At 59.9% G+C, this 18,375-nt stretch carries 19 protein-coding genes and 1 pseudogene; 9 read left to right on the top strand and 11 right to left on the bottom strand.

Annotated elements, in window-relative coordinates; genetic code table 11:
* Nucleotides 1-23: 23 nt before the first annotated feature.
* From ASC96_RS03120 to rpsA, 3 genes are all read left to right on the top strand, one after another.
* Nucleotides 24-911, top strand: coding sequence for a hypothetical protein (locus ASC96_RS03120; protein ID WP_347360120.1), 888 nt, complete (start codon nucleotides 24-26; stop codon nucleotides 909-911).
* On the top strand, nucleotides 908-1,537 hold the full coding sequence (cmk, locus tag ASC96_RS03115) for a (d)CMP kinase (RefSeq protein ID WP_060501185.1): 630 nt from the start codon (nucleotides 908-910) through the stop codon (nucleotides 1,535-1,537). The genes ASC96_RS03120 and cmk overlap by 4 nt, the downstream gene beginning before the upstream one ends.
* 120 nt (nucleotides 1,538-1,657) lie before the next feature.
* Nucleotides 1,658-3,361 (top strand): 30S ribosomal protein S1, encoded by a 1,704-nt coding sequence (rpsA, locus tag ASC96_RS03110; RefSeq protein WP_037104019.1) that lies wholly within the window; start codon nucleotides 1,658-1,660, stop codon nucleotides 3,359-3,361.
* Nucleotides 3,362-3,443: 82 nt separating this feature from the next.
* Here rpsA and ASC96_RS03105 read toward each other — a convergent pair whose 3' ends face one another.
* Nucleotides 3,444-5,276 (bottom strand): hypothetical protein, encoded by a 1,833-nt coding sequence (locus ASC96_RS03105; RefSeq protein WP_156393812.1) that lies wholly within the window; start codon nucleotides 5,274-5,276, stop codon nucleotides 3,444-3,446.
* A 351-nt stretch (nucleotides 5,277-5,627) separates the two neighbouring features.
* Here ASC96_RS03105 and ASC96_RS03100 point away from each other — a divergent pair, with 351 nt between their 5' ends.
* Together ASC96_RS03100 and ASC96_RS03095 are read left to right on the top strand one after the other, a co-directional pair.
* Nucleotides 5,628-7,010, top strand: coding sequence for a nicotinate phosphoribosyltransferase (locus ASC96_RS03100; protein ID WP_060501181.1), 1,383 nt, complete (start codon nucleotides 5,628-5,630; stop codon nucleotides 7,008-7,010).
* A 62-nt stretch (nucleotides 7,011-7,072) separates the two neighbouring features.
* A complete protein-coding gene (locus ASC96_RS03095) occupies nucleotides 7,073-7,408 on the top strand; it encodes a DUF6665 family protein (protein WP_060501179.1) in 336 nt (111 codons plus the stop codon).
* Here ASC96_RS03095 and ASC96_RS03090 read toward each other — a convergent pair whose 3' ends face one another.
* Together ASC96_RS03090 and ASC96_RS03085 are read right to left on the bottom strand one after the other, a co-directional pair.
* Nucleotides 7,409-8,761 carry a hypothetical protein gene (locus ASC96_RS03090; RefSeq protein ID WP_156393811.1) on the bottom strand — a complete coding sequence of 451 codons (1,353 nt, stop codon included), beginning with the start codon at nucleotides 8,759-8,761 and terminating at the stop codon, nucleotides 7,409-7,411.
* Between the two features lie 174 nt (nucleotides 8,762-8,935).
* Nucleotides 8,936-9,562, bottom strand: a complete 627-nt coding sequence (locus ASC96_RS03085) for a ribonuclease D (RefSeq protein WP_060501176.1) — start codon at nucleotides 9,560-9,562, stop codon at nucleotides 8,936-8,938.
* Nucleotides 9,563-9,702: 140 nt separating this feature from the next.
* On the opposite strand from ASC96_RS03085, the gene ASC96_RS03080 reads away from it, so the two are divergent.
* A complete protein-coding gene (locus ASC96_RS03080) occupies nucleotides 9,703-10,020 on the top strand; it encodes a hypothetical protein (RefSeq protein WP_156393810.1) in 318 nt (105 codons plus the stop codon).
* 104 nt (nucleotides 10,021-10,124) lie between these two features.
* The gene (locus ASC96_RS03075) at nucleotides 10,125-11,156 is read left to right on the top strand and encodes a hydroxyacid dehydrogenase (RefSeq protein ID WP_060501172.1); all 1,032 of its coding nucleotides are present in this window, start codon (nucleotides 10,125-10,127) and stop codon (nucleotides 11,154-11,156) included.
* A 33-nt stretch (nucleotides 11,157-11,189) separates the two neighbouring features.
* Here the strand turns inward: ASC96_RS03075 and ASC96_RS03070 are convergent, their stop codons facing one another.
* The 5 genes from ASC96_RS03070 to yghU form a co-directional block, all read right to left on the bottom strand.
* Nucleotides 11,190-11,372: a hypothetical protein gene (locus ASC96_RS03070; RefSeq protein ID WP_156393809.1), complete on the bottom strand. Its 183-nt coding sequence runs from the start codon at nucleotides 11,370-11,372 to the stop codon at nucleotides 11,190-11,192.
* 171 nt (nucleotides 11,373-11,543) lie between these two features.
* Nucleotides 11,544-11,732: a hypothetical protein gene (locus ASC96_RS03065; protein WP_060501168.1), complete on the bottom strand. Its 189-nt coding sequence runs from the start codon at nucleotides 11,730-11,732 to the stop codon at nucleotides 11,544-11,546.
* 295 nt (nucleotides 11,733-12,027) lie between these two features.
* Nucleotides 12,028-12,441, bottom strand: coding sequence for a hypothetical protein (locus ASC96_RS03060; protein ID WP_060501166.1), 414 nt, complete (start codon nucleotides 12,439-12,441; stop codon nucleotides 12,028-12,030).
* Between the two features lie 4 nt (nucleotides 12,442-12,445).
* Nucleotides 12,446-12,823 carry a hypothetical protein gene (locus tag ASC96_RS03055; protein ID WP_060501164.1) on the bottom strand — a complete coding sequence of 126 codons (378 nt, stop codon included), beginning with the start codon at nucleotides 12,821-12,823 and terminating at the stop codon, nucleotides 12,446-12,448.
* A 12-nt stretch (nucleotides 12,824-12,835) separates the two neighbouring features.
* The gene (gene yghU / locus ASC96_RS03050; RefSeq protein WP_060501162.1) at nucleotides 12,836-13,741 is read right to left on the bottom strand and encodes a glutathione-dependent disulfide-bond oxidoreductase; all 906 of its coding nucleotides are present in this window, start codon (nucleotides 13,739-13,741) and stop codon (nucleotides 12,836-12,838) included.
* A 357-nt stretch (nucleotides 13,742-14,098) separates the two neighbouring features.
* Here yghU and ASC96_RS03045 point away from each other — a divergent pair, with 357 nt between their 5' ends.
* A complete protein-coding gene (locus tag ASC96_RS03045) occupies nucleotides 14,099-14,575 on the top strand; it encodes a hypothetical protein (protein ID WP_060501160.1) in 477 nt (158 codons plus the stop codon).
* A gap of 8 nt (nucleotides 14,576-14,583) precedes the next feature.
* Here the strand turns inward: ASC96_RS03045 and ASC96_RS03040 are convergent.
* The 3 genes and pseudogenes from ASC96_RS03040 to ASC96_RS03030 form a co-directional block, all read right to left on the bottom strand.
* Nucleotides 14,584-15,723: pseudogene (locus tag ASC96_RS03040) on the bottom strand (acyl-CoA carboxylase subunit beta); the annotation flags it as partial.
* A 1-nt stretch (nucleotide 15,724) separates the two neighbouring features.
* On the bottom strand, nucleotides 15,725-16,234 hold a 510-nt coding region (locus tag ASC96_RS31450), incomplete at its 3' end, for a carboxyl transferase domain-containing protein (protein WP_280140000.1).
* Between the two features lie 126 nt (nucleotides 16,235-16,360).
* Nucleotides 16,361-17,191: a phytanoyl-CoA dioxygenase family protein gene (locus ASC96_RS03030; RefSeq protein ID WP_060501156.1), complete on the bottom strand. Its 831-nt coding sequence runs from the start codon at nucleotides 17,189-17,191 to the stop codon at nucleotides 16,361-16,363.
* A gap of 106 nt (nucleotides 17,192-17,297) precedes the next feature.
* On the opposite strand from ASC96_RS03030, the gene ASC96_RS03025 reads away from it, so the two are divergent.
* Entirely contained in the window at nucleotides 17,298-18,350 is a 1,053-nt protein-coding gene (locus tag ASC96_RS03025) for a LacI family DNA-binding transcriptional regulator (protein ID WP_347360119.1), read from the top strand.
* Nucleotides 18,351-18,375 lie beyond the last annotated feature (25 nt).

The raw sequence follows: 18,375 nt of genomic DNA, 5'->3' as shown, positions 1-18,375 counted from the left end.
TTTCTCCGATGTGGAGATTGGCTGTGACGTCACAGCGGCTGAAACGAGCGGACCAACTGGTTTTTGGGCGAGAAGCGGCGGTGAAACCGGATAGTGAAGTTATAATGGCATTGATTTGTAGCGTTTTTATCTTTGTCGTCCTGACGCTTCTGACCCAGATTGGCGGGGTAGTTTTTCTGGCCTCGATTGCGGCGTCCCGCGTTCTGCAAATCAGCGGCCGCCTGCTCAAAGCGATTGTTTTCCTATTTCTCTATGTTTTGGCAACGGTTGCTGCACATGCCGTGGCACCGGCGTTCGGGCGGGTTGCGCTGCCGTGTTTCAGCGATGCCGCGCCACTTCAGCTCCAATCGCCTTTGTACTGTGTTCTCAACCGGAACTATGTGAGTGCCGGTATGCAGCAGGCGGCGGAGGCTCTGGCTCAGCATATGGCTTCGGAATTTCCAGGTACCGTGACGCTGGCGCTGGATGCGAACTTTCCCTTCATCAATGGATTCCCCCTTCTCCCGCATCTCTCACATAGCGATGGGCGAAAGCTGGATGTCGCCTTCTATTACCGGGGGGAAGCCGGCGAAGTGTTGAACGGGCAGACGCGTTCGCCGATCGGCTATTTCGCTTTTGAACAACCGGATGGCAACGCACCTCTACCCTGTGCCGGCCGCAATGATCTTTTGACCTTCCGCTGGGATTTGCAGTTTCTTCAGCCTCTTTTTGTCGATTGGTCTCTGTATGAAGCGCGAACGGCAACAGCAGTTCGATGGTTATCGTCTGAGGGGCGAAAACAGGGCGTCGAGAAGATATTCATTGAGCCGCATCTCGCAAAAACGCTTGCCGTCGAGAACGATACTGTGAGATTCCAGGGTTGCCGGGCGGCTCGCCACGACGATCATATCCATTTTCAGGTAGAACAATGACTTTCATCATCGCCATCGACGGACCTGCGGCAGCGGGCAAGGGAACATTGTCCCGCCGCATCGCCGAGGAGTACGGTTTCCATCATCTCGATACCGGGCTGACCTACCGTGCCACCGCCAAGGCGCTGCTGGATGCCGGACTACCCTTGGACGACGAGAGGGTTGCCGAGCAGATGGCCCGCGACGTCGAACTTGCCGGGCTCGACCGCAATGTCCTGTCTGCCCACTCGATCGGCGAGGCCGCCTCCAAGATCGCCGTCATGCCGTTGGTGCGCCAGGCGCTTGTCGAGACGCAGCGTGCTTTTTCGGAGCGTATGCCCGGTACGGTTCTCGATGGCCGCGATATCGGCACCGTCGTCTGCCCGGATGCTCCGGTGAAACTCTATGTCACGGCCTCGGCCGAAGTGCGCGCCCGGCGCCGGTTCGACGAGATCGTCGGCAACGGCATTCCGGCCGATTTTCTGGAGATTCTGGCTGACATCGTCAAGCGTGACGAGCGCGACATGGGGCGGGCCGACAGCCCGCTGCGCCCGGCTGCCGATGCGCACTTGCTAGATACCTCTGAAATGAGTATAGAGGCCGCATTCTTAACGGCGAAGACGTTTGTCGACGCCGCATTGAAGTAATCGTCCGAACCACCATCCCCGCGCCGGATTTGCTCCTTCATGATTGGAGCGGATGGTTTTTGGACTTGTCAACGCTAACCCCCGGCGCCTGTGCCCCATGAAGGCACATCAGGAGTATTCATGTCTCAAGCTAACCCCACCCGCGACGATTTTGCTGCGTTGCTGCAGGAATCCTTTGCTACGCAGGATCTTGCCGAAGGCTACGTCACCAAGGGTATTGTAACGGCTATCGAGAAGGACGTCGCAATCGTTGACGTCGGCCTCAAGGTCGAAGGCCGCATCGCTCTGAAGGAATTCGGCGCGAAGGCCAAGGACGGCACGCTGAAGGTCGGCGATGAAGTCGAAGTGTACGTCGAGCGCATCGAAAATGCGATGGGCGAAGCTGTTCTGTCGCGCGAAAAGGCTCGCCGCGAAGAGAGCTGGGTCCGCCTCGAAGTCAAGTTCGAAGCCGGCGAACGCGTCGAAGGCGTCATCTTCAACCAGGTCAAGGGTGGTTTCACCGTCGATCTGGATGGTGCCGTTGCCTTCCTTCCGCGCAGCCAGGTCGACATCCGTCCGATCCGCGACGTTACCCCGCTGATGCACAACCCGCAGCCCTTCGAAATCCTCAAGATGGACAAGCGCCGTGGCAACATCGTTGTTTCGCGCCGTACGGTTCTCGAAGAGTCGCGCGCTGAACAGCGTTCGGAAATCGTCCAGAACCTCGAAGAAGGCCAGGTTGTTGACGGCGTCGTCAAGAACATCACCGATTACGGTGCGTTCGTTGACCTCGGCGGCATCGACGGCCTGCTGCACGTCACAGACATGGCATGGCGCCGCGTCAACCATCCTTCGGAAATCCTGAACATCGGCCAGCAGGTCAAGGTTCAGATCATCCGCATCAACCAGGAAACCCACCGCATCTCGCTCGGCATGAAGCAGCTCGAGTCGGATCCTTGGGATGGCATCGGTGCCAAGTACCCGGTTGGCAAGAAGATCTCCGGTACCGTCACCAACATCACCGACTACGGTGCATTCGTAGAGCTGGAGCCCGGCATCGAAGGCCTGATCCACATCTCCGAAATGTCCTGGACCAAGAAGAACGTACATCCCGGCAAGATCCTGTCCACGACGCAGGAAGTCGACGTTGTCGTTCTCGAAGTCGATCCGACCAAGCGCCGCATCTCGCTCGGCCTCAAGCAGACGCTCGAGAACCCGTGGCAGGCATTCGCGCACAGCCATCCGGCTGGCACGGAAGTTGAAGGCGAAGTCAAGAACAAGACCGAATTCGGCCTGTTCATCGGTCTCGACGGCGACGTCGACGGCATGGTGCACCTGTCGGATCTCGACTGGAACCGTCCGGGCGAGCAGGTCATCGAGGAATACAACAAGGGCGACATGGTCAAGGCCGTCGTTCTTGATGTGGACGTCGAAAAGGAACGCATCTCGCTCGGCATCAAGCAGCTCGGCAAGGACGCAGTCGGCGACGCTGCTGCTTCCGGCGACCTGCGCAAGAACGCCGTTGTTTCGTGCGAAGTTCTGGCCGTCAACGACGGTGGCATCGAAGTGAAGCTTGTCAACCACGAAGACCTCACCTCGTTCATCCGCCGTGCCGATCTGTCGCGTGACCGCGACGAACAGCGTCCGGAGCGTTTCTCCGTTGGTCAGGTTGTCGACGCTCGCGTCACCAACTTCTCCAAGAAGGACCGCAAGGTCATGCTGTCGATCAAGGCTCTGGAAATCGCTGAAGAGAAGGAAGCCGTCGCACAGTTCGGTTCGTCCGACTCGGGCGCTTCGCTCGGCGACATCCTGGGCGCAGCCCTGAAGAACCGCTCGGGCGAATAAGCCTTAGCAGTCTGAATAGAGAAGCCCGCGGAAAGCGATTTCCGCGGGCTTTTTCATGTCCTGCTTTCCGTGCCGGATGGCTTCATCCGTAGCCGCCCATACGGCGGTAGAGATCATAGGCGGCGTCGCTCTCGCGTTCGTCCAGATCAGCCTGCTGCACAGGAGCCGTATCTTCGCCTTCGCTCTCCGGCTTGTCGCCGTCTTCGCCCTGCTGGTCTTGATCCTCTTCGCCGGTAAAGGATGGTTTTTCTTCGTCTTCCGCTTCGAGAGTCCGTAACTCCTGTGTCTTTGCCGGCAGATAAGGGATCATCGCGAAGGGGATTGCATCGCGGATAACGCCCGCGTCGGGCAGTCGCGGCGTCAGGGCTTCACGCGCATTCTCTTCCGCCGTCGCCGAATGCGGCAGCATCTGGCGGCTCGCCGCCTTTTCCTCCGGTCCATCCAGCATCGGGTTCCAGGTATCGGGTTCAAGCCCGGCCAGCTCCCTCGGATCGCCGATATCGCCGGTGAGCAACGATGCGTCCGGCAGCATTTCTGCACTCTCGGAGGCTTCCAGCTGCGCAAACAGGATTTCGGCGCTGATGTCAGCCGTGTCGCCTGCAAGCGTTGCAAACAGTGGGTCGGATGTCTCGGCACCGGGCAACGGCAGGCTGGCCTCGACCAGCGCTTTCAGCGCCTGCGCAAGGCTCTTTTCCGGGCGGTCTATCTCCATCTCGGCCGAAGGCGAGGGGATGTCATCGGCGCCGGTGAGGGATTGATCCTGCGCCTCGATCTCCAATTCCCACTCGCCAAGATCGTGATCCGTGAAGCCATCGACCTCGTCGGGATTGCGTGCAACGGTCATTTTGGCGGTTGACGTCGCCGCATTGGCCGGAATGTCTGGCTCAGCGTCCGACGTGCGGTAATCATCGCCATGGGCTTCAGGCCTGTCAGAGCCGGTCGATGCTTCCTTATGCTTGGATGTTTCCTGCGGCCCGGAGAGCTCGAGTTCCAGTTCTTTCACCAGCTCTGCTTTCAGCTGGTCATCCATGCCGGATGCGATCGTGGCGACCAGAGACAGGGCCTCCGGATCGGCGGCGAGAAAGGCAGCAGCGGCGCGCAGGAGCGGGATCGTCTCCGAATTCGCCTTGCTGGTGTGTTGCGGCTGCCCGCCGGTGGGGGCGGCGTCGCGCGCCGTCTGGGCCTTTGCAGATTGCTCAGCACGCGGTGCCGCCGCCGCCGTGTCCGCATCGATGCTTTCTTCGAAGGCAATGATGGCTGGGGTGGTATCGTCACCGCCAAAGGCCTTTTTCAAGGCGGCCTGCAACAGCCCGGGGTCGGCAATGATTGCCGGGCCGGCGACGATCGTCTGCGGATTGGGCACGGATGCCTGACGGGCCGGAGCTGTCGTCTGTCCCTGCTGTATGGCGGTATTTTGCGTCGGCTTGCCGTCCGGCTGTGTGCCGCCAGCGCGCGGTGCGGTGGGCGGCAGGAAGGGTCTGTCCAGCAAGCGCGGCATCTCGATAATCGAGGGCATCTTCAACACCTCGGCGAGCATCTTGATGACGATCGCTAGATTGCGCTGGCCTAGTTGCTTTTCAAGGGCCGCCCGCGCCGCCGGTGGCAGCGTTTCGATAAAGACGGCTAGCCGCTTGCTGAAATCGCGAAGCGTTTCCTGCGGCAGCGGCGGAAATTTCAGGATTTTCGACAATGTGTCGAGCAAACGGATCAGCGCGTCCTTTGGCAGAGGCTCGCTTCCCAGCAGATGCCGGTTCAGCGTCTCCAGAATTTTCAAAACCGCTTCCGACTGATGTCCCGAAATCCGGCCAGGCATCGCGACCGGTAGCGCCCGCTCTCGCGGCGCGACCGTTTCGATGGCGACAGCCGCCTGTGCTGCTGCGCCGGGTGTCTTGACCGAGAGAAGGGGCATCAGCATCGCAATCTCCGTCACGTTCGGGTTGAGGCCAAATCTGTTCGGCATGCCAACGAAAGCGTCGGATGCCGTAAGGCATACGTCAGGGGGATGATGGCGCTTCATGCGCATGCCCGACGGCTCATTCACGGCCAGACCAGACTGCGGCGGCTGCTGCGGAACCAAGTTGGCCGAGCATTGTATGGCTCCATATTAGCGCGGAATGATTGACAGAATATTAACCATACCGAGAGCGGCTACCCCGAGATGGCAGGCGCCTGCTTTGCTCTTGCCGCCCTTTCCCCGCTCGCGTACATCTCGTGCTACCGCCGCCGGTTATGCTGCGCGTATGGAATTGCTTTCGGGGGGAATGCGATGAACCTGACCAACCTGATCCTCAACACCGATAGCTACAAATTCAGCCATTTCCTGCAATACCCGCCCGGCACCAGCGGCATTTCCGCGTATATTGAAACCCGCGGCAATCCCGAACAGGCCGATGTGCTGTTCTTCGGGCTGCAGATGTTCCTTAAAGAGTATCTCGGCAAGCCGGTTACACGCGCCGATGTCGATGAGGCCGAAGCGATCGTCCTCGCTCACGGCCTGCCGTTCCATCGCGCCGGCTGGATGCGCATCGTCGATCATTTCGGCGGCTATCTGCCGCTTGAGATCCAGGCGTTGCCCGAAGGTACTCTGCTGCGCCGTGGTGTGCCGATGGTGCAGGTGGTCAATACCGATCCCGACAGCTTCTGGCTGACGTCCTACATCGAGACCGCGCTTTTGCGTGCCGTCTGGTATCCATCGTCGGTCGCCAGCAATGCCCGCAAGATCAGGCAGATCATCCGGCCAATCCTGGAGAAAACCTGCGACGACCCCGACGCCGTCCTGCCTTTCCGGCTGCACGATTTTGGAGCGCGCGGGGTTGGCGCGCAGGAACAGGCCGGTATCGGCGGCGCGGCGCATCTCGTCAATTTCATGGGCACGGACACGGTGGCCGGCGTGCTCTATGCCCGGCGGTACTATGGCGCCGAAATGGCCGGGTTCTCGATCCCCGCTTCCGAACATTCGACGATGACCGCCTGGGGTGTCGAGCGGGAAACGGAAGCCTATTCCAACATGATCGACCGCTTTGCCGGTCGCGGCATGTTCGCTGTCGTGTCCGACAGTTACGACATCAACTACGCCGTCTCGGAAATCTGGGGCGAGCAATTGCGCGAAAAGGTCAGGGCCAGCGGCGGCACAGTGGTCATCCGTCCCGACAGCGGCGACCCGATAGAGACGCCGGTGCATGTGATCAAGCAGCTCGACTATCATTTCGGCTCAGTGTTGAACGGCAAGGGCTACAAGGTGCTTGAAAAATGCGTCCGGGTCATCCAGGGCGACGGCATATCCAATGCCGACATCAACCAGATTCTGGGCCGTCTGGAGGCATTCGGGTTCTCTGCGGAAAACATCGCCTTCGGCATGGGCGGCAGCCTGTTGCAGAAGGTCAATCGCGACACCTATTCTTTCGCGATGAAAACCAATGCCCGGCTGGATGAAGCCGGCAAATGGCACGATGTCTTCAAACGGCCTGCGACCATGAACGTCAAGGCGTCGAAGGCGGGCCGTCAGGCGGTCGTCAGCGGCCCTGGCGGCCTCGAAGCAGCGCGTCTCGACGAGCTCAGGGATCGCCGCAATCATCTGGAGACAGTCTGGAAAAATGGCGACCTGCTCCGCGACTGGAGTTTTGACGAGATACGCGCCCGGGCAAAATAACCCATTGCCTGGTAGCCAGCGGCGCTCCATCTTGGGTTAGGTCTACCTGTGGAGTCCTGACGATGACGGTTCGTCCGCCGCAATCCCTGTCGCCATCCTTCAGCAAGGATACCGGCCTCAATCTGCTCGAATACGAGCTGATGTCGGAGCGGGCCGATGCGCTCGGCCGGCATGGGTTGAAAGTGGAAAAGGCGATCGCCGCCTTGAGCGTACTCAGCGATCCTCAAACGGCGCCGGAGCAGCGGGAACAGTTGCTGAACGATGCCGCCGATGTCGTCTGGGCGTTCTTCATCCAGCGCGAAATCTGTGGCCTGCGCTCAAACCGCGATGCCGTTCAGCGATATGGCATCCCGAAGGAAGTGATGGCGCGCCTCGGTATTGTCAGACGCAAGCCGTAATCAGGCGGCCTTCGCCCCTTCGGCCTGGCGCTTGAGGATTTCATAAATCCCGTTTTCGTCCAGGCTGACGGGTAGAATGCCGTTCGCTTCCGCATCCTCTCCGACCGGTGCTGCTGCGTCTCCGGGACCGGCCCGGGCGAGCAGAACGGCCGCGTCAGCCTCTTCCTTGGCTTCCTCGGACGTGTCCGTCGTTCCCGCTTCCGTATCGATTGTATCGATCCGCCCAGCCGTGCTGTTGCTGGCTGCAGTGGTTTCCGCCTGTTCTTCTATCTGCGCGATTTCGGCGCCCGCTGCCAAAGTCAAAAGCAGATCGCCCGCTGTGACAGCCTCTGCAGCAGGCTGGCCTTCTCCGGTCGGCGCACCGGTTGAGCCGGGGGCATTGAGAACGGCGTCATTGACCTTTTCGATCGTGTCCTGAACATCCTGGACGTCCTCGAGCTTCTCACCTGCTTCCAGTTTGCGAATATCCTCTTCGCGCTCCTTGCGCGTTTCGGCGTTCTCGACCCGGGTCGGGTCCGGCTGGTGGGTCCGTTCCAGCTTCAGTTCTTCGATGGATTTCGGATCGGCTATATCTTCCAACCGTTGGATCGCGACCTGCGTATCCTCGGTCGACGTGCCGTCGGTGCGTGCGGTATCGTCCAGAATTTCCTGGATGGCTTTCGCCTGAGTCCCGTGAGGGTTCTTGATGGCTTCCACCATCTGAGCGGCGGTCAAGCCCAGATCCCGAAGACCTGTCTTCTTTTCGAGTTCCTCGATGCTGGCTGGCATCGGCTTGCGCACGTCGGCCATCGCCTCGCCGATGCGCTTGCTGTAGGCCTTGTCGTCTTCGCCCTCGTTTTGCGTGAGCCCATAGCGGGTCACGAAGCGGGCCGCCATCTTCGTCATTTCGGTCGGCTGTTCTGCGGTGCCGTTCAGCACGGCATCGATATCATCGACCGAGACCCGAAACCGGGCCAGCGTGACCTCGCGCGGTTGACCGGGAATACCTCCGTTCGCTTCTCTTTTGCCGATCATCGAAACCAGCGCCAGCGTATCGCCAACGCGTGTACCGAAATCCGTGTCGGTTTCGCCTTCGTCCCGGCTCACACCCAAGACGTTGAGAAAGCGCGAAATCAATTCCGCCATCGGATTGTCGTCGCTCTTCAAGGCGCCGAAGAAATGGGCGTTGACCTTGTCGTTGAGCGCCGCATGGCTCTTGCTCGCCGAAATGCGCGCCTTGAGGATATCGTCCTCTTTGGTTTCCTTGCGCGCCTTCTTTTCGTCCTCGACGCGCCTCTCTTCCGCCTGGTCGATCATCGACTGCATCAAAGTGGTGCTAACTGTTCCGGCACTGGATTGAAGAGGCGTAATCATGGCTGCTCCGCGCGGTCTGCAACGTGGGATATCGTTGAACAGTAACCGGCAACCATTAATGTCTGATTAACCTATTTTCGTGGTCGTTATATTAGGATGGTGTCAACCTTCGACGCCGGCGCCGGGACGCCCCACGCGGCTGCGGTCGTGGGTTGAGGCTGCCGGATAGCAGGATCAGCTGTGCGCGAAAATGTCGGTTTCCTCCCAGCCCATCAAATCGAGCTTGGAGCGTGTCGGCAGGAAGGCGAAGCAGGCGTCTGCATGTTCGGCGCGGCCATCGCGGATCAGGCGTGCCGTCAGCTTGTCGCGCAGGGCATGCAGATGCAGCACGTCGGATGCGGCATATTCCAGCTGTGCCTGCGAAAGTTTTTCGGCGGCCCAGTCGGACGACTGCTGCTGCTTGGAAATGTCAACCTCAAGCAGTTCCTTCAGATTGTCCTTCAGGCCGTGCCGGTCGGTGTAGGTCCGGGTCAGCCGCGAGGCGATCTTGGTGCAGAACACCGGCGTCGTGGTGACGCCGAACGTATGGAACAACACGGCGATATCGAAGCGGCCGAAGTGGAAGATCTTCTGGCGGGACGGGTCTTCCAGCATGGCCACAAGATTCGGTGCCTGCGTCTGGCCCTTGGCGATCCGGATGACGTCGGCGGAACCGTCGCCAGGCGAAAGCTGCACGACGCAGAGCCGGTCGCGACGCGGGATGAGGCCGAGCGTTTCTGTATCGATGGCGATCGCGCCCTTGTAGCGGGCGGCGTCTTCAACTGAAATGTCGCCTTCGTGAAGCCGTATTGTATTTGCCATGGAAAACCCCACATCAGCCGGACAAGGTGCAGCACTTTGGTTCAGGTCGTTGGCTATAGCGTAACTTCTCTGGAAACGATACCGTCTCCTCACGCCCGCAGGAGACCTATGGCGCTCATCGGGCATCGGTTGGAATGGTGATGTTGACCCTGCAGACTGTTTTTCTCTCCGCCTCGCTGCTTCTGTCCGGCATCCCGGCTATCGCTGCGCCACTGTCCACAGCGCCGGTGCAGCTTGCTCAGGTCTATACCGATCTGCCCGGTGTGAAGACGCCGGAGGAGGCTTTCGATGCCAAGCGGATCTACTGTGAGCAGACCGTCATCAAGCGCGATGGCTACCCCACTTTCGCGCCACGCTACAGGACCGTCAACAATTGCCGCCAGGGCGACGGTCCGGTGTTCCAGTCTCCCGGCACGCCCCGCTCGATCGAACGCCAGCTGCGCGGCCTTGATTATTAGGCAGGCCTCCTGTCCAGCCGCCTTGCAAATTGACCGTTGATCAATACAACTTCGGCCAAGAGGAATGCCGGGCCTTTCCCATGCCTGGCGAGGGAGATGCTATCATGCCTGAAACGCAACGGCCCCTGGCCATCTGCGCGCCGGAACCGCGCACGCTTGATCTGATCTTTACGCCTGCAGCGCTGGAGCAGCTGAAAGCCAAGTACCGCATCATCGAAGCTGATCCCGAAGATATCGCCGGACTGGGTGACGATGTTCTCGGCGAAGCCCGCTATATTATCGGTCAGCCGCCGCTCAGCGCCGAAACGCTGGAGCGCATGCCAAATCTTCGTTGCATTCTCAATGTCGAGAGCAACCTGATCAACAACATGCCCTATGAGCTGCTGTTTGCCCGCGGCATCCATGTGGTGACGACGGGGCAGGTGTTTGCCGAGCCGGTCGCCGAGATGGGGCTTGCCATGGCGCTGAATATTGCCCGCGGCATTGTCGATGCCGACGTGGATTTCCGCGAAGGCCGTGAACTCTGGGGTGGCGAAGGCAATGCAAAGGCGCGGCTCTTGTCTGGCGCCGATGTCGGCATTATCGGCTTCGGCGATCTTGGCAAGGCGTTGAACCGCGTGCTCTCCGGGTTCCGCACCAATACCCGCGTCTACGATCCCTGGATGCCCGCCTCGATCCTCATCGACAACGGCGTCATGCCGTCGAGCCTTGAGGATGTGCTGACAAAGAGCGATTTCATTTTCGTCGTTGCGGCGGTCACCAGCGAGAACCAGCATTTCCTCGGCGCTAAGGCTTTTGCGAGCATGCGGCCGGGTGCTGCCTTCATCCTGCTGAGCCGCGCCAATGTTGTCGACTTCGACGCGCTGATGGCGGCGGTTGCAAGCGGCCATATCGTGGCGGCGAGCGATGTCTATCCCGACGAGCCTTTGCCGCTTGACCATCCCGTCCGCAGCCTCAAAGGCTTCCTGCGCTCCGCCCACCGGGCAGGCGCGCTCGACAGCGCCTTCAAGAAGATGGGCGACATGGTGCTGGAGGACATGGACCTGATGGATCGCAACCTGCCGCCGATGCGCTGCAAGCGGGCGGAGCGCGAGACGGTCTCGCGCATGCGCTCCAAGCCCGTCAGCGTCAACTGAACGTGGTGATTGCAGCCGGCAAGTCGCCCGGCGTTACGCGCCGTTGACCCGGCGCATCGCTTCGAGGATCGACCCCTTGGTTTCATGACCGGTCTTGTAGAGGCCAAGCATCACCGTGGCAGCATCGCGGCCATTGTCGCTGTCGAGCACCGTGTGGGTCTCCTCGCACCATTCTTCCAGCGCGCCGCAGACCACTTCGATATCAGTTTGATTCAAGGCCATGTCCGACAGAAACGACATCGCTTCACCCCCATCGCTCGAAACACACCTAGTTTGAAGCAACAGTCTAGAGCCGGCGCGGGCGCTGACAATTCCCAGATTTAGGGGGTGGAAACCCCGCAGTGAAGCCGGGTAATAATATGGTTTCCGAAGGGTTGCGTGTTGGGCTCAATCCGCCCGGGCGGCGGACGCTTCCACCAGAGAGGCGGCGATCGCCATGGCAAGCAGCTTGCCTTTGGCCCTCACCGTGCCGCTATCGAAATCGCGTGCCGAGAGGGCGAGGTCCATGCCCTCGCGCATCAGAATTTGTTGTGCCCTGTAAACTGCCCAGTTTTCGACGTCGTCGCGCTTCTGCATTGCGCCTGCCCCCCGGCTAAATCATTTAGCGTTGTCGTTCGGCTCTCAATTCGGCCTGGACGCAGGCACATGAGGCGAATCAGCTGAGCGCGAAGACAGAATGCGTCATTTCCTTGAAATCGAAAGCAGAATTTTTCAGCGATGACTTATTGGGGGTAGGTGTTGCCCCACATTTCACAACCTCTCTTCCAAGAGGTCGAGAACAGCGCGCCATAAAAACATCAACTCTTCGAGCGTTGCGGCCGCATCAGCCGTTTCTTTATCCCGCGGCCCCACCTTCAACGGCTTTCTGACGCTAATCGCCTCGCGATTTCCCGTTGACGCGCGCCGCGCCCGCATCCTTTTTTTCTTCCTCGAAAGCCTGCGGGAAATTCTTGCGGGCGAGAGGCACGTTCAACTTCAGCAGTGCCTCATACGAGGCCGGGTCAAAACCGCGTTCCGCCGGCAGCAATTCCCTGCCGAACAGGCGGCACAGCCGTTCGCCATCGAGATTGCCACGCTGGAACGGCGCCGTGCCGAAATATTGAAAGAGGGCTTGGACGAATTCGATATCGGCAAGTCCAACCGTCTGATCCATGGTCCGGTGCCGCGGCCAGGCGCTCAGGGGCGTAACCTTGGAATTCGCCCGGCGCAGGGTGAACTGCCACTGGGTGCCGAGCATTCCGGCTGGAAAGCCGCGATGCTTGGGCATTTCAGGGGTCTTGGCCATTGCATCATACCTCGAACACGTCTTCGAAAGCTTCCGGGAAATTCTTGCGGCCGACACGCTCGTCGATCCGTAACAAGGCTTCGTAGGACGCCGCGTCGAACGGGTCTTCGGCGGGAACCACTTCGCGGCCGAACAAGAGGTTCAACCGTCCGGCGTCCAGATTGCCGCGCTCGAACGGTTCGGTGCCAAAATGGTGCCAGAGCGCGTGCAGGAAGGCGGCATCGACCTTCTGCTCGATCGAATTGGGGCGAGCGAGGCGCTGCAGCGCCTTGAGCGGAGTTACCCCCTTCTCGTTTGCCCGCCGGATGGTGAAGTGATGACCATGGCCCGGCATGCCGGAGGGAAAGCCCCTGTGTTTTGTCATCTCGGGCCGTTTAGCCATGCTAGTCTCTCCTTACGCCTTTACAATCTTGTCCTGCGTCTTCGTATCGAAGTCGGAGGCATCGTGGCGTTCATGCAATTGTTCGGATGGATCGCCGCTCGTGCGGTTGACCATGCGGCCGCGCTTGACCGCCGGGCGGGCCGCAATTTCGGCCGTCCAGCGCTGGACGTTCTTGTAGCTCTGCACATCGAGGAAGGTGCCGGCATCGCCATAGGCCTGGCCGAGTGCCAGATTACCGTACCACGGCCAGATGGCCATGTCGGCAATCGTGTACTCGGAGCCTGCCATGAATTGGTTGTCGGCCAGATGCCGGTCGAGCACGTCGAGCTGGCGCTTCACCTCCATGGCATAGCGATCGATCGCATACTGGATGTGCATCGGCGCATAGGCATAGAAATGGCCAAAACCGCCACCGAGGAACGGGGCGGAGCCCATCTGCCAGAACAGCCAGTTGAATGTCTCGGTGCGGGTGCGCAGATCAGTGGGCAGGAATGCGCCGAATTTTTCGGCGAGATAAACCATGATCGAGGCGGATTCGAAGGTGCGCACCGGAGCGCCGCCGTCCTTTGGCGCATGGTCCATCAATGCCGGGATCTTCGAATTCGGATTGACGCCGACGAAGCCAGAACCGAACTGGTCGCCATCGCCGATCTTGATCAGCCAGGCATCATATTCCGCACCCTTGTGCCCTGCCGCCAGCAGTTCCTCGAGCATGATCGTCACCTTGACGCCATTCGGCGTGCCGAGCGAATAGAGCTGCAGCGGATGTTTTCCGACCGGCAGCACCTTGTCATGCGTCGGCCCGGCGATCGGCCGGTTGATGCTGGCAAACGCGCCGCCATTGGCCTTGTCCCAGGTCCAGACTTTCGGGACTTCGTAGCCTGCTGGAACATTGTTGGCGGGGGATTTTTCGGTCATGGGCGTGGTCCTTAGTAAGTGAGCGGCATGTGCGGAGAGAAGAGCACTTCAAACACGTGAGAAGTGCGAGCGCACTATGATTCCTCCGAGTTCAAGGGGCGCATAATTTGCATTCGCGATAGGCTATCATTGGTATGGCTTTTGCGATGGTCGCAGCTGCGGATCTATCGGAATAGGGGCCATGCCAATGACCATTCTCAGGGGCGTTACTTCCATTGAGCCCGGCTCCACTGTTGCACATGCCGCATCGGTATTCGTGTAGGCATGCGTATTTTTTAGGGTAATTTTCGTAAATCCAGTATTGCACGCAGTTATTGCCTTTAAACTCTGGGTTTTGTAACCCATGCCGGAGAAAGCATGAGAAGCACATACATTCCTGCTCAAAGCGACCTGTTCGTCAAAGCCTGTCAGAAGCGTACTCTACGAGCTTGGGAGCCGTTCTCTGAATGCATCAGCATGAACTTCACACTTCAAAATTCAGACATTGGCGATGAGTATCCGGAATGGCGAATGCATTGGGTGTATTTAGTTTCCTGTCTTCGAATTGTTGGTCATGTGCTGGATAAAATGGACGCGAAAGTCTCGCAAAGGCATCACGAGGAAGTTCTCCGAAAATGGAATGGGTGGAAGGACAATCGCCGTGACAACTGGATATTTTGGGAGTTCATTGAGCTTGAGCGGAACAGTATACTCAAAACCTTCGAGTTCGGCGTATCGCTAGACGAAGAGGGGCTTTATTTCGAACGACTAGATGCTGACGGCATTCAATTGACCAGAGAGGCCACTTACTGGTGGCGCCAGCAACTTGAGGATCTCGAAGGAAAATTGCCATAATTAGTTTCTCACAACGGGATCGTATCGTGCTTGCGCCACAGCTGCTCTTTGCGTTTGCCCCTGAGTGAAGCAAACGCCCTTGCGATGCGGCGGCGCGACGAGTGGGGCATGATGACCTCGTCGATGAAGCCGCGTTCGGCGGCGACGAAGGGGTTGGCGAAGCGTTCCTCGTATTCCTTCGTCCGGGCGGCGATCTTGTCGGCGTCGCCAAGCTCGGAGCGGTAGAGGATTTCAGTGGCCCCTTTTGCGCCCATCACGGCGATTTCGGCGGTCGGCCAGGCATAGTTGATGTCGGCGCCGATATGTTTCGATGCCATCACGTCATAGGCGCCGCCATAGGCTTTTCGCGTGATCAAGGTCACCATCGGCACGGTTGCCTGGCTGTAGGCGAACAGAAGCTTGGCGCCATGCTTGATGACGCCGCCATATTCCTGCGCCACGCCGGGCAGGAAGCCGGGAACGTCGACCAGCGTCAGGATCGGGATCGAGAAGGCATCGCAGAAGCGGACGAAACGGGCTGCCTTGCGGGAACTGTCGATATCCAGGCAGCCGGCCAGCACCATCGGCTGGTTGGCGACGACGCCGACGCTCTCACCTTCCAGCCGGATGAAGCCGGTGATGATGTTCCTGGCAAAGGCCTCCTGCAGCTCGAAGAAATCGCCTTCATCGGCGATCGCATGAATGAGCTCCTTCATGTCGTAGGGTTTGGCCGAACTGTCGGGGATCAGCGTGTCCAGCCGGTTTTCGAGGCGGGCTGGATCGTCATGGAAGGGGCGGACCGGCGGCTTTTCGCGGTTGTTCAGCGGCAGGAAATCAAACAGCAGCCGGACCTGTTCCAGTGTTTCGATATCGTTTTCATAGGCCGCATCGGCGACCGAGGATTTCTTCGTGTGGGTGCCGGCGCCACCAAGTTCTTCAGCGGTGACGATCTCGTTGGTGACGGTTTTCACCACATCCGGTCCGGTGACGAACATGTAGGATGAGTCGCGCACCATGAAGATGAAGTCGGTCATGGCCGGCGAATAGACGGCACCACCGGCGCAGGGACCCATGATGACGGAAATCTGCGGGATGACGCCGGACGCTTCGGCATTGCGGCGGAACACTTCGGCATAACCGGCAAGCGAGGCGGAATTCGATGCCCGGCGNACCACCGGCGCAGGGACCCATGATGACGGAAATCTGCGGGATGACGCCGGACGCTTCGGCATTGCGGCGGAACACTTCGGCATAACCGGCAAGCGAGGCGACGCCTTCCTGGATGCGGGCGCCGCCGGAATCGTTGAGGCCGATGACCGGCGCGCCGTTGCGCACCGCCATGTCCATGATCTTGCAAATCTTCTGGGCGTGGGTCTCGGACAACGAGCCGCCAAGCACGGTGAAATCCTGGGAAAAGACGTAAGTTTGGCGGCCGTTGATCGTGCCCCAGCCGGTGACGACGCCATCGCCCGCCACCTTCTGCTCGGCCATGCCGAAATCGACGGCGCGGTGGGTGACATACATGTCGTATTCTTCAAACGAGCCCTCGTCGAGCAGCACTTCGATGCGCTCGCGCGCCGTCAGCTTGCCCTTGGCATGCTGGGCATCGATGCGCTTCTGTCCGCCGCCAAGACGCGCCTCGGCGCGGCGCGCTTCCACGCTTTCGATGATAGTGCGCATGCTTCCTCCCGTCTTGCTCGTCTCCTGCTTAGCCGGAAACACGATCGAAGGAAATCTCCGATCGTGCAGGCGGGGCTTGCTTGGCCAAAAGGACGAGCCGGAGGCGGGGTGCGCTGAAGGTCTGCGTCAGGCGGGATCGGCACCCATTACCAGGCCTTCGATGTCATGCTTCTGGCTGATCGGCACCAGTTCGTCCACGACGCGGCAGACGAGGTGCTTTTTTGCCTTTTCCGGCAGTGCATCGAAATAATCCTGCGTCACCATCATGTCGTGCAGTTCGGCATGACCGGCACCGGGTGCATCGACCCCAAGCACCATGACCGGCCGGGCAATCGGCGACAGGTGTTCGGTGCCGCGGTGAACCGTCAGGGCCGAGCGGCAGGAAATGTCGCCGCGCTGCGGGAACTTGCGGGTGGCGCGGTCCTGAAAGCGGCCCCAGAGCGCCTTGTCGGGAAACATCTCGTGCTTCCAGCCGCGGCCGTCGTCATACTGCGTGCCGGGCGCTACCTCGAACGGCCCCATGTCGGGCGTGACATCGACGCCGGTCAGGTTGAAGGCGAGCGAGGTGATGCGGCGGTCCACATAGGTGTCTTCCGGCGAGGGAAAGTCGCGGTGCCATGGCTGGTATTTCGCGCCTTCGAACGGCACGTCCAGACCGATTTCGACGATCTGGTAGTCCGGACCGAGCGCTGCCTCGCACATGGCGATGACCCAGGGATGCATAATCAGATCGACGAACCCGCCAAAATCCTGCGGATGGATTTCCACATACCAGCGCCGGGGACCTCGGCCGACTGCGCCGCCGGGCCGCTGGATGGCCGACCAGAAGGCGGTCATCATATCCTGTCGCATCGCGTCGGCCCATTCGGGCGCAAAAGCGCCCTTGAGGCCGGTGATGCCGTCCTCCTTCAGAGCGTTGAGGTTGTCCTGCAGGTCAAATCGTGCCGGTGCGTTCATGATCGTTCTCCTCCGATGCTCAAGCCTAATGTAACTAATAATTATTAGTCAATATGCTTATGAGAATAAATAAGATAGGTTTCCCTCACAGCCGGGGAATGCAGTCTTGAAAAAAACCAAACATGAGAAGCCGCCGCGCCGCGTGACGATGACCGATGTTGCACGGCTGGCGGGATGCTCGCAGGCGACGGTGTCGTTCGTTCTCAACAATGCGACCGGCGTGACCATTTCGGCGGAGACACGCGGCAAGGTCATCGAGGCGGCCCGGACGCTGGGCTATGGCGCATCGTCGCTGATCCATCGGCCGGTGCTGGGCAATCTGGGGAGTGGCACCATCGGATTCCTCTGCGATCAGCTGGCGACGACGCCGGAATCGGTCAATGCGATCGAAGGCGCGCGGCAGGCCTGCTGGGACGAGGGGGCGACCATTCTGGTTGCCCAGACGATGGGCAATCCGGAGCGCGAGGAAAAGGCAGTGGAGGCGATGCTGCGCAGTGGCATCGAAGGGCTGATCTACATGACGATCTTTACCCGGCAGGTGGCGCCGCCTTCTTTTCTCGAGAACCTTCAAATCCCTGTCGTGCTTTTGAATTGCTACGCGCCGGAAAGCCGTTTCCCCAGCGTTATTCCTGATGAAACTGCCGGTGGCTTTGCTGCGACCGAGACGCTGATCCGGCTCGGCCATCGCCGCATTGCCACCATTGTCGGGGAACCGTTCATGCAAGCGGCGCAAGACCGGCTGAAGGGCTACAGGAAAGCGCTGGCCAAGGCCGGTATCGCCTATGATGCGGATCTGGTCGGCGAAGGCAACTGGTCACCGACCTCGGGTTTTGAGGCGACGCAGCGGTTTCTCGCGCTAAAGGATCGGCCGACCGCCTTCTTCTGCCAGAACGACAAGATGGCATCCGGCTGCTACAACGCGCTGCGCGACGCAGGCCTCAGGATCCCGCAGGATGTCTCGGTGATCGGCTATGACGATGACGAACTCTGCCGCCATCTGCGGCCGCAGCTCACCACCCTGATCCTGCCACACCGGGCGATGGGCGCCTGGGCGATCTCCGAGCTTGGCAAGCGCCGGACATCCGGCAAGGACGGTTATCCGCTGACCAAGATGGATTGCAACCTGATCGAACGTGATTCCCTCGCGGTCCTCCCGTAGCGGCGTTGTTGTTTATCCGGCTACG

The organism is Rhizobium sp. Root1204, from assembly GCF_001424965.1.
In the GTDB taxonomy this organism is placed as follows: domain Bacteria; phylum Pseudomonadota; class Alphaproteobacteria; order Rhizobiales; family Rhizobiaceae; genus Pararhizobium.
This window is presented reverse-complemented; position numbering and strand designations above follow the sequence as displayed.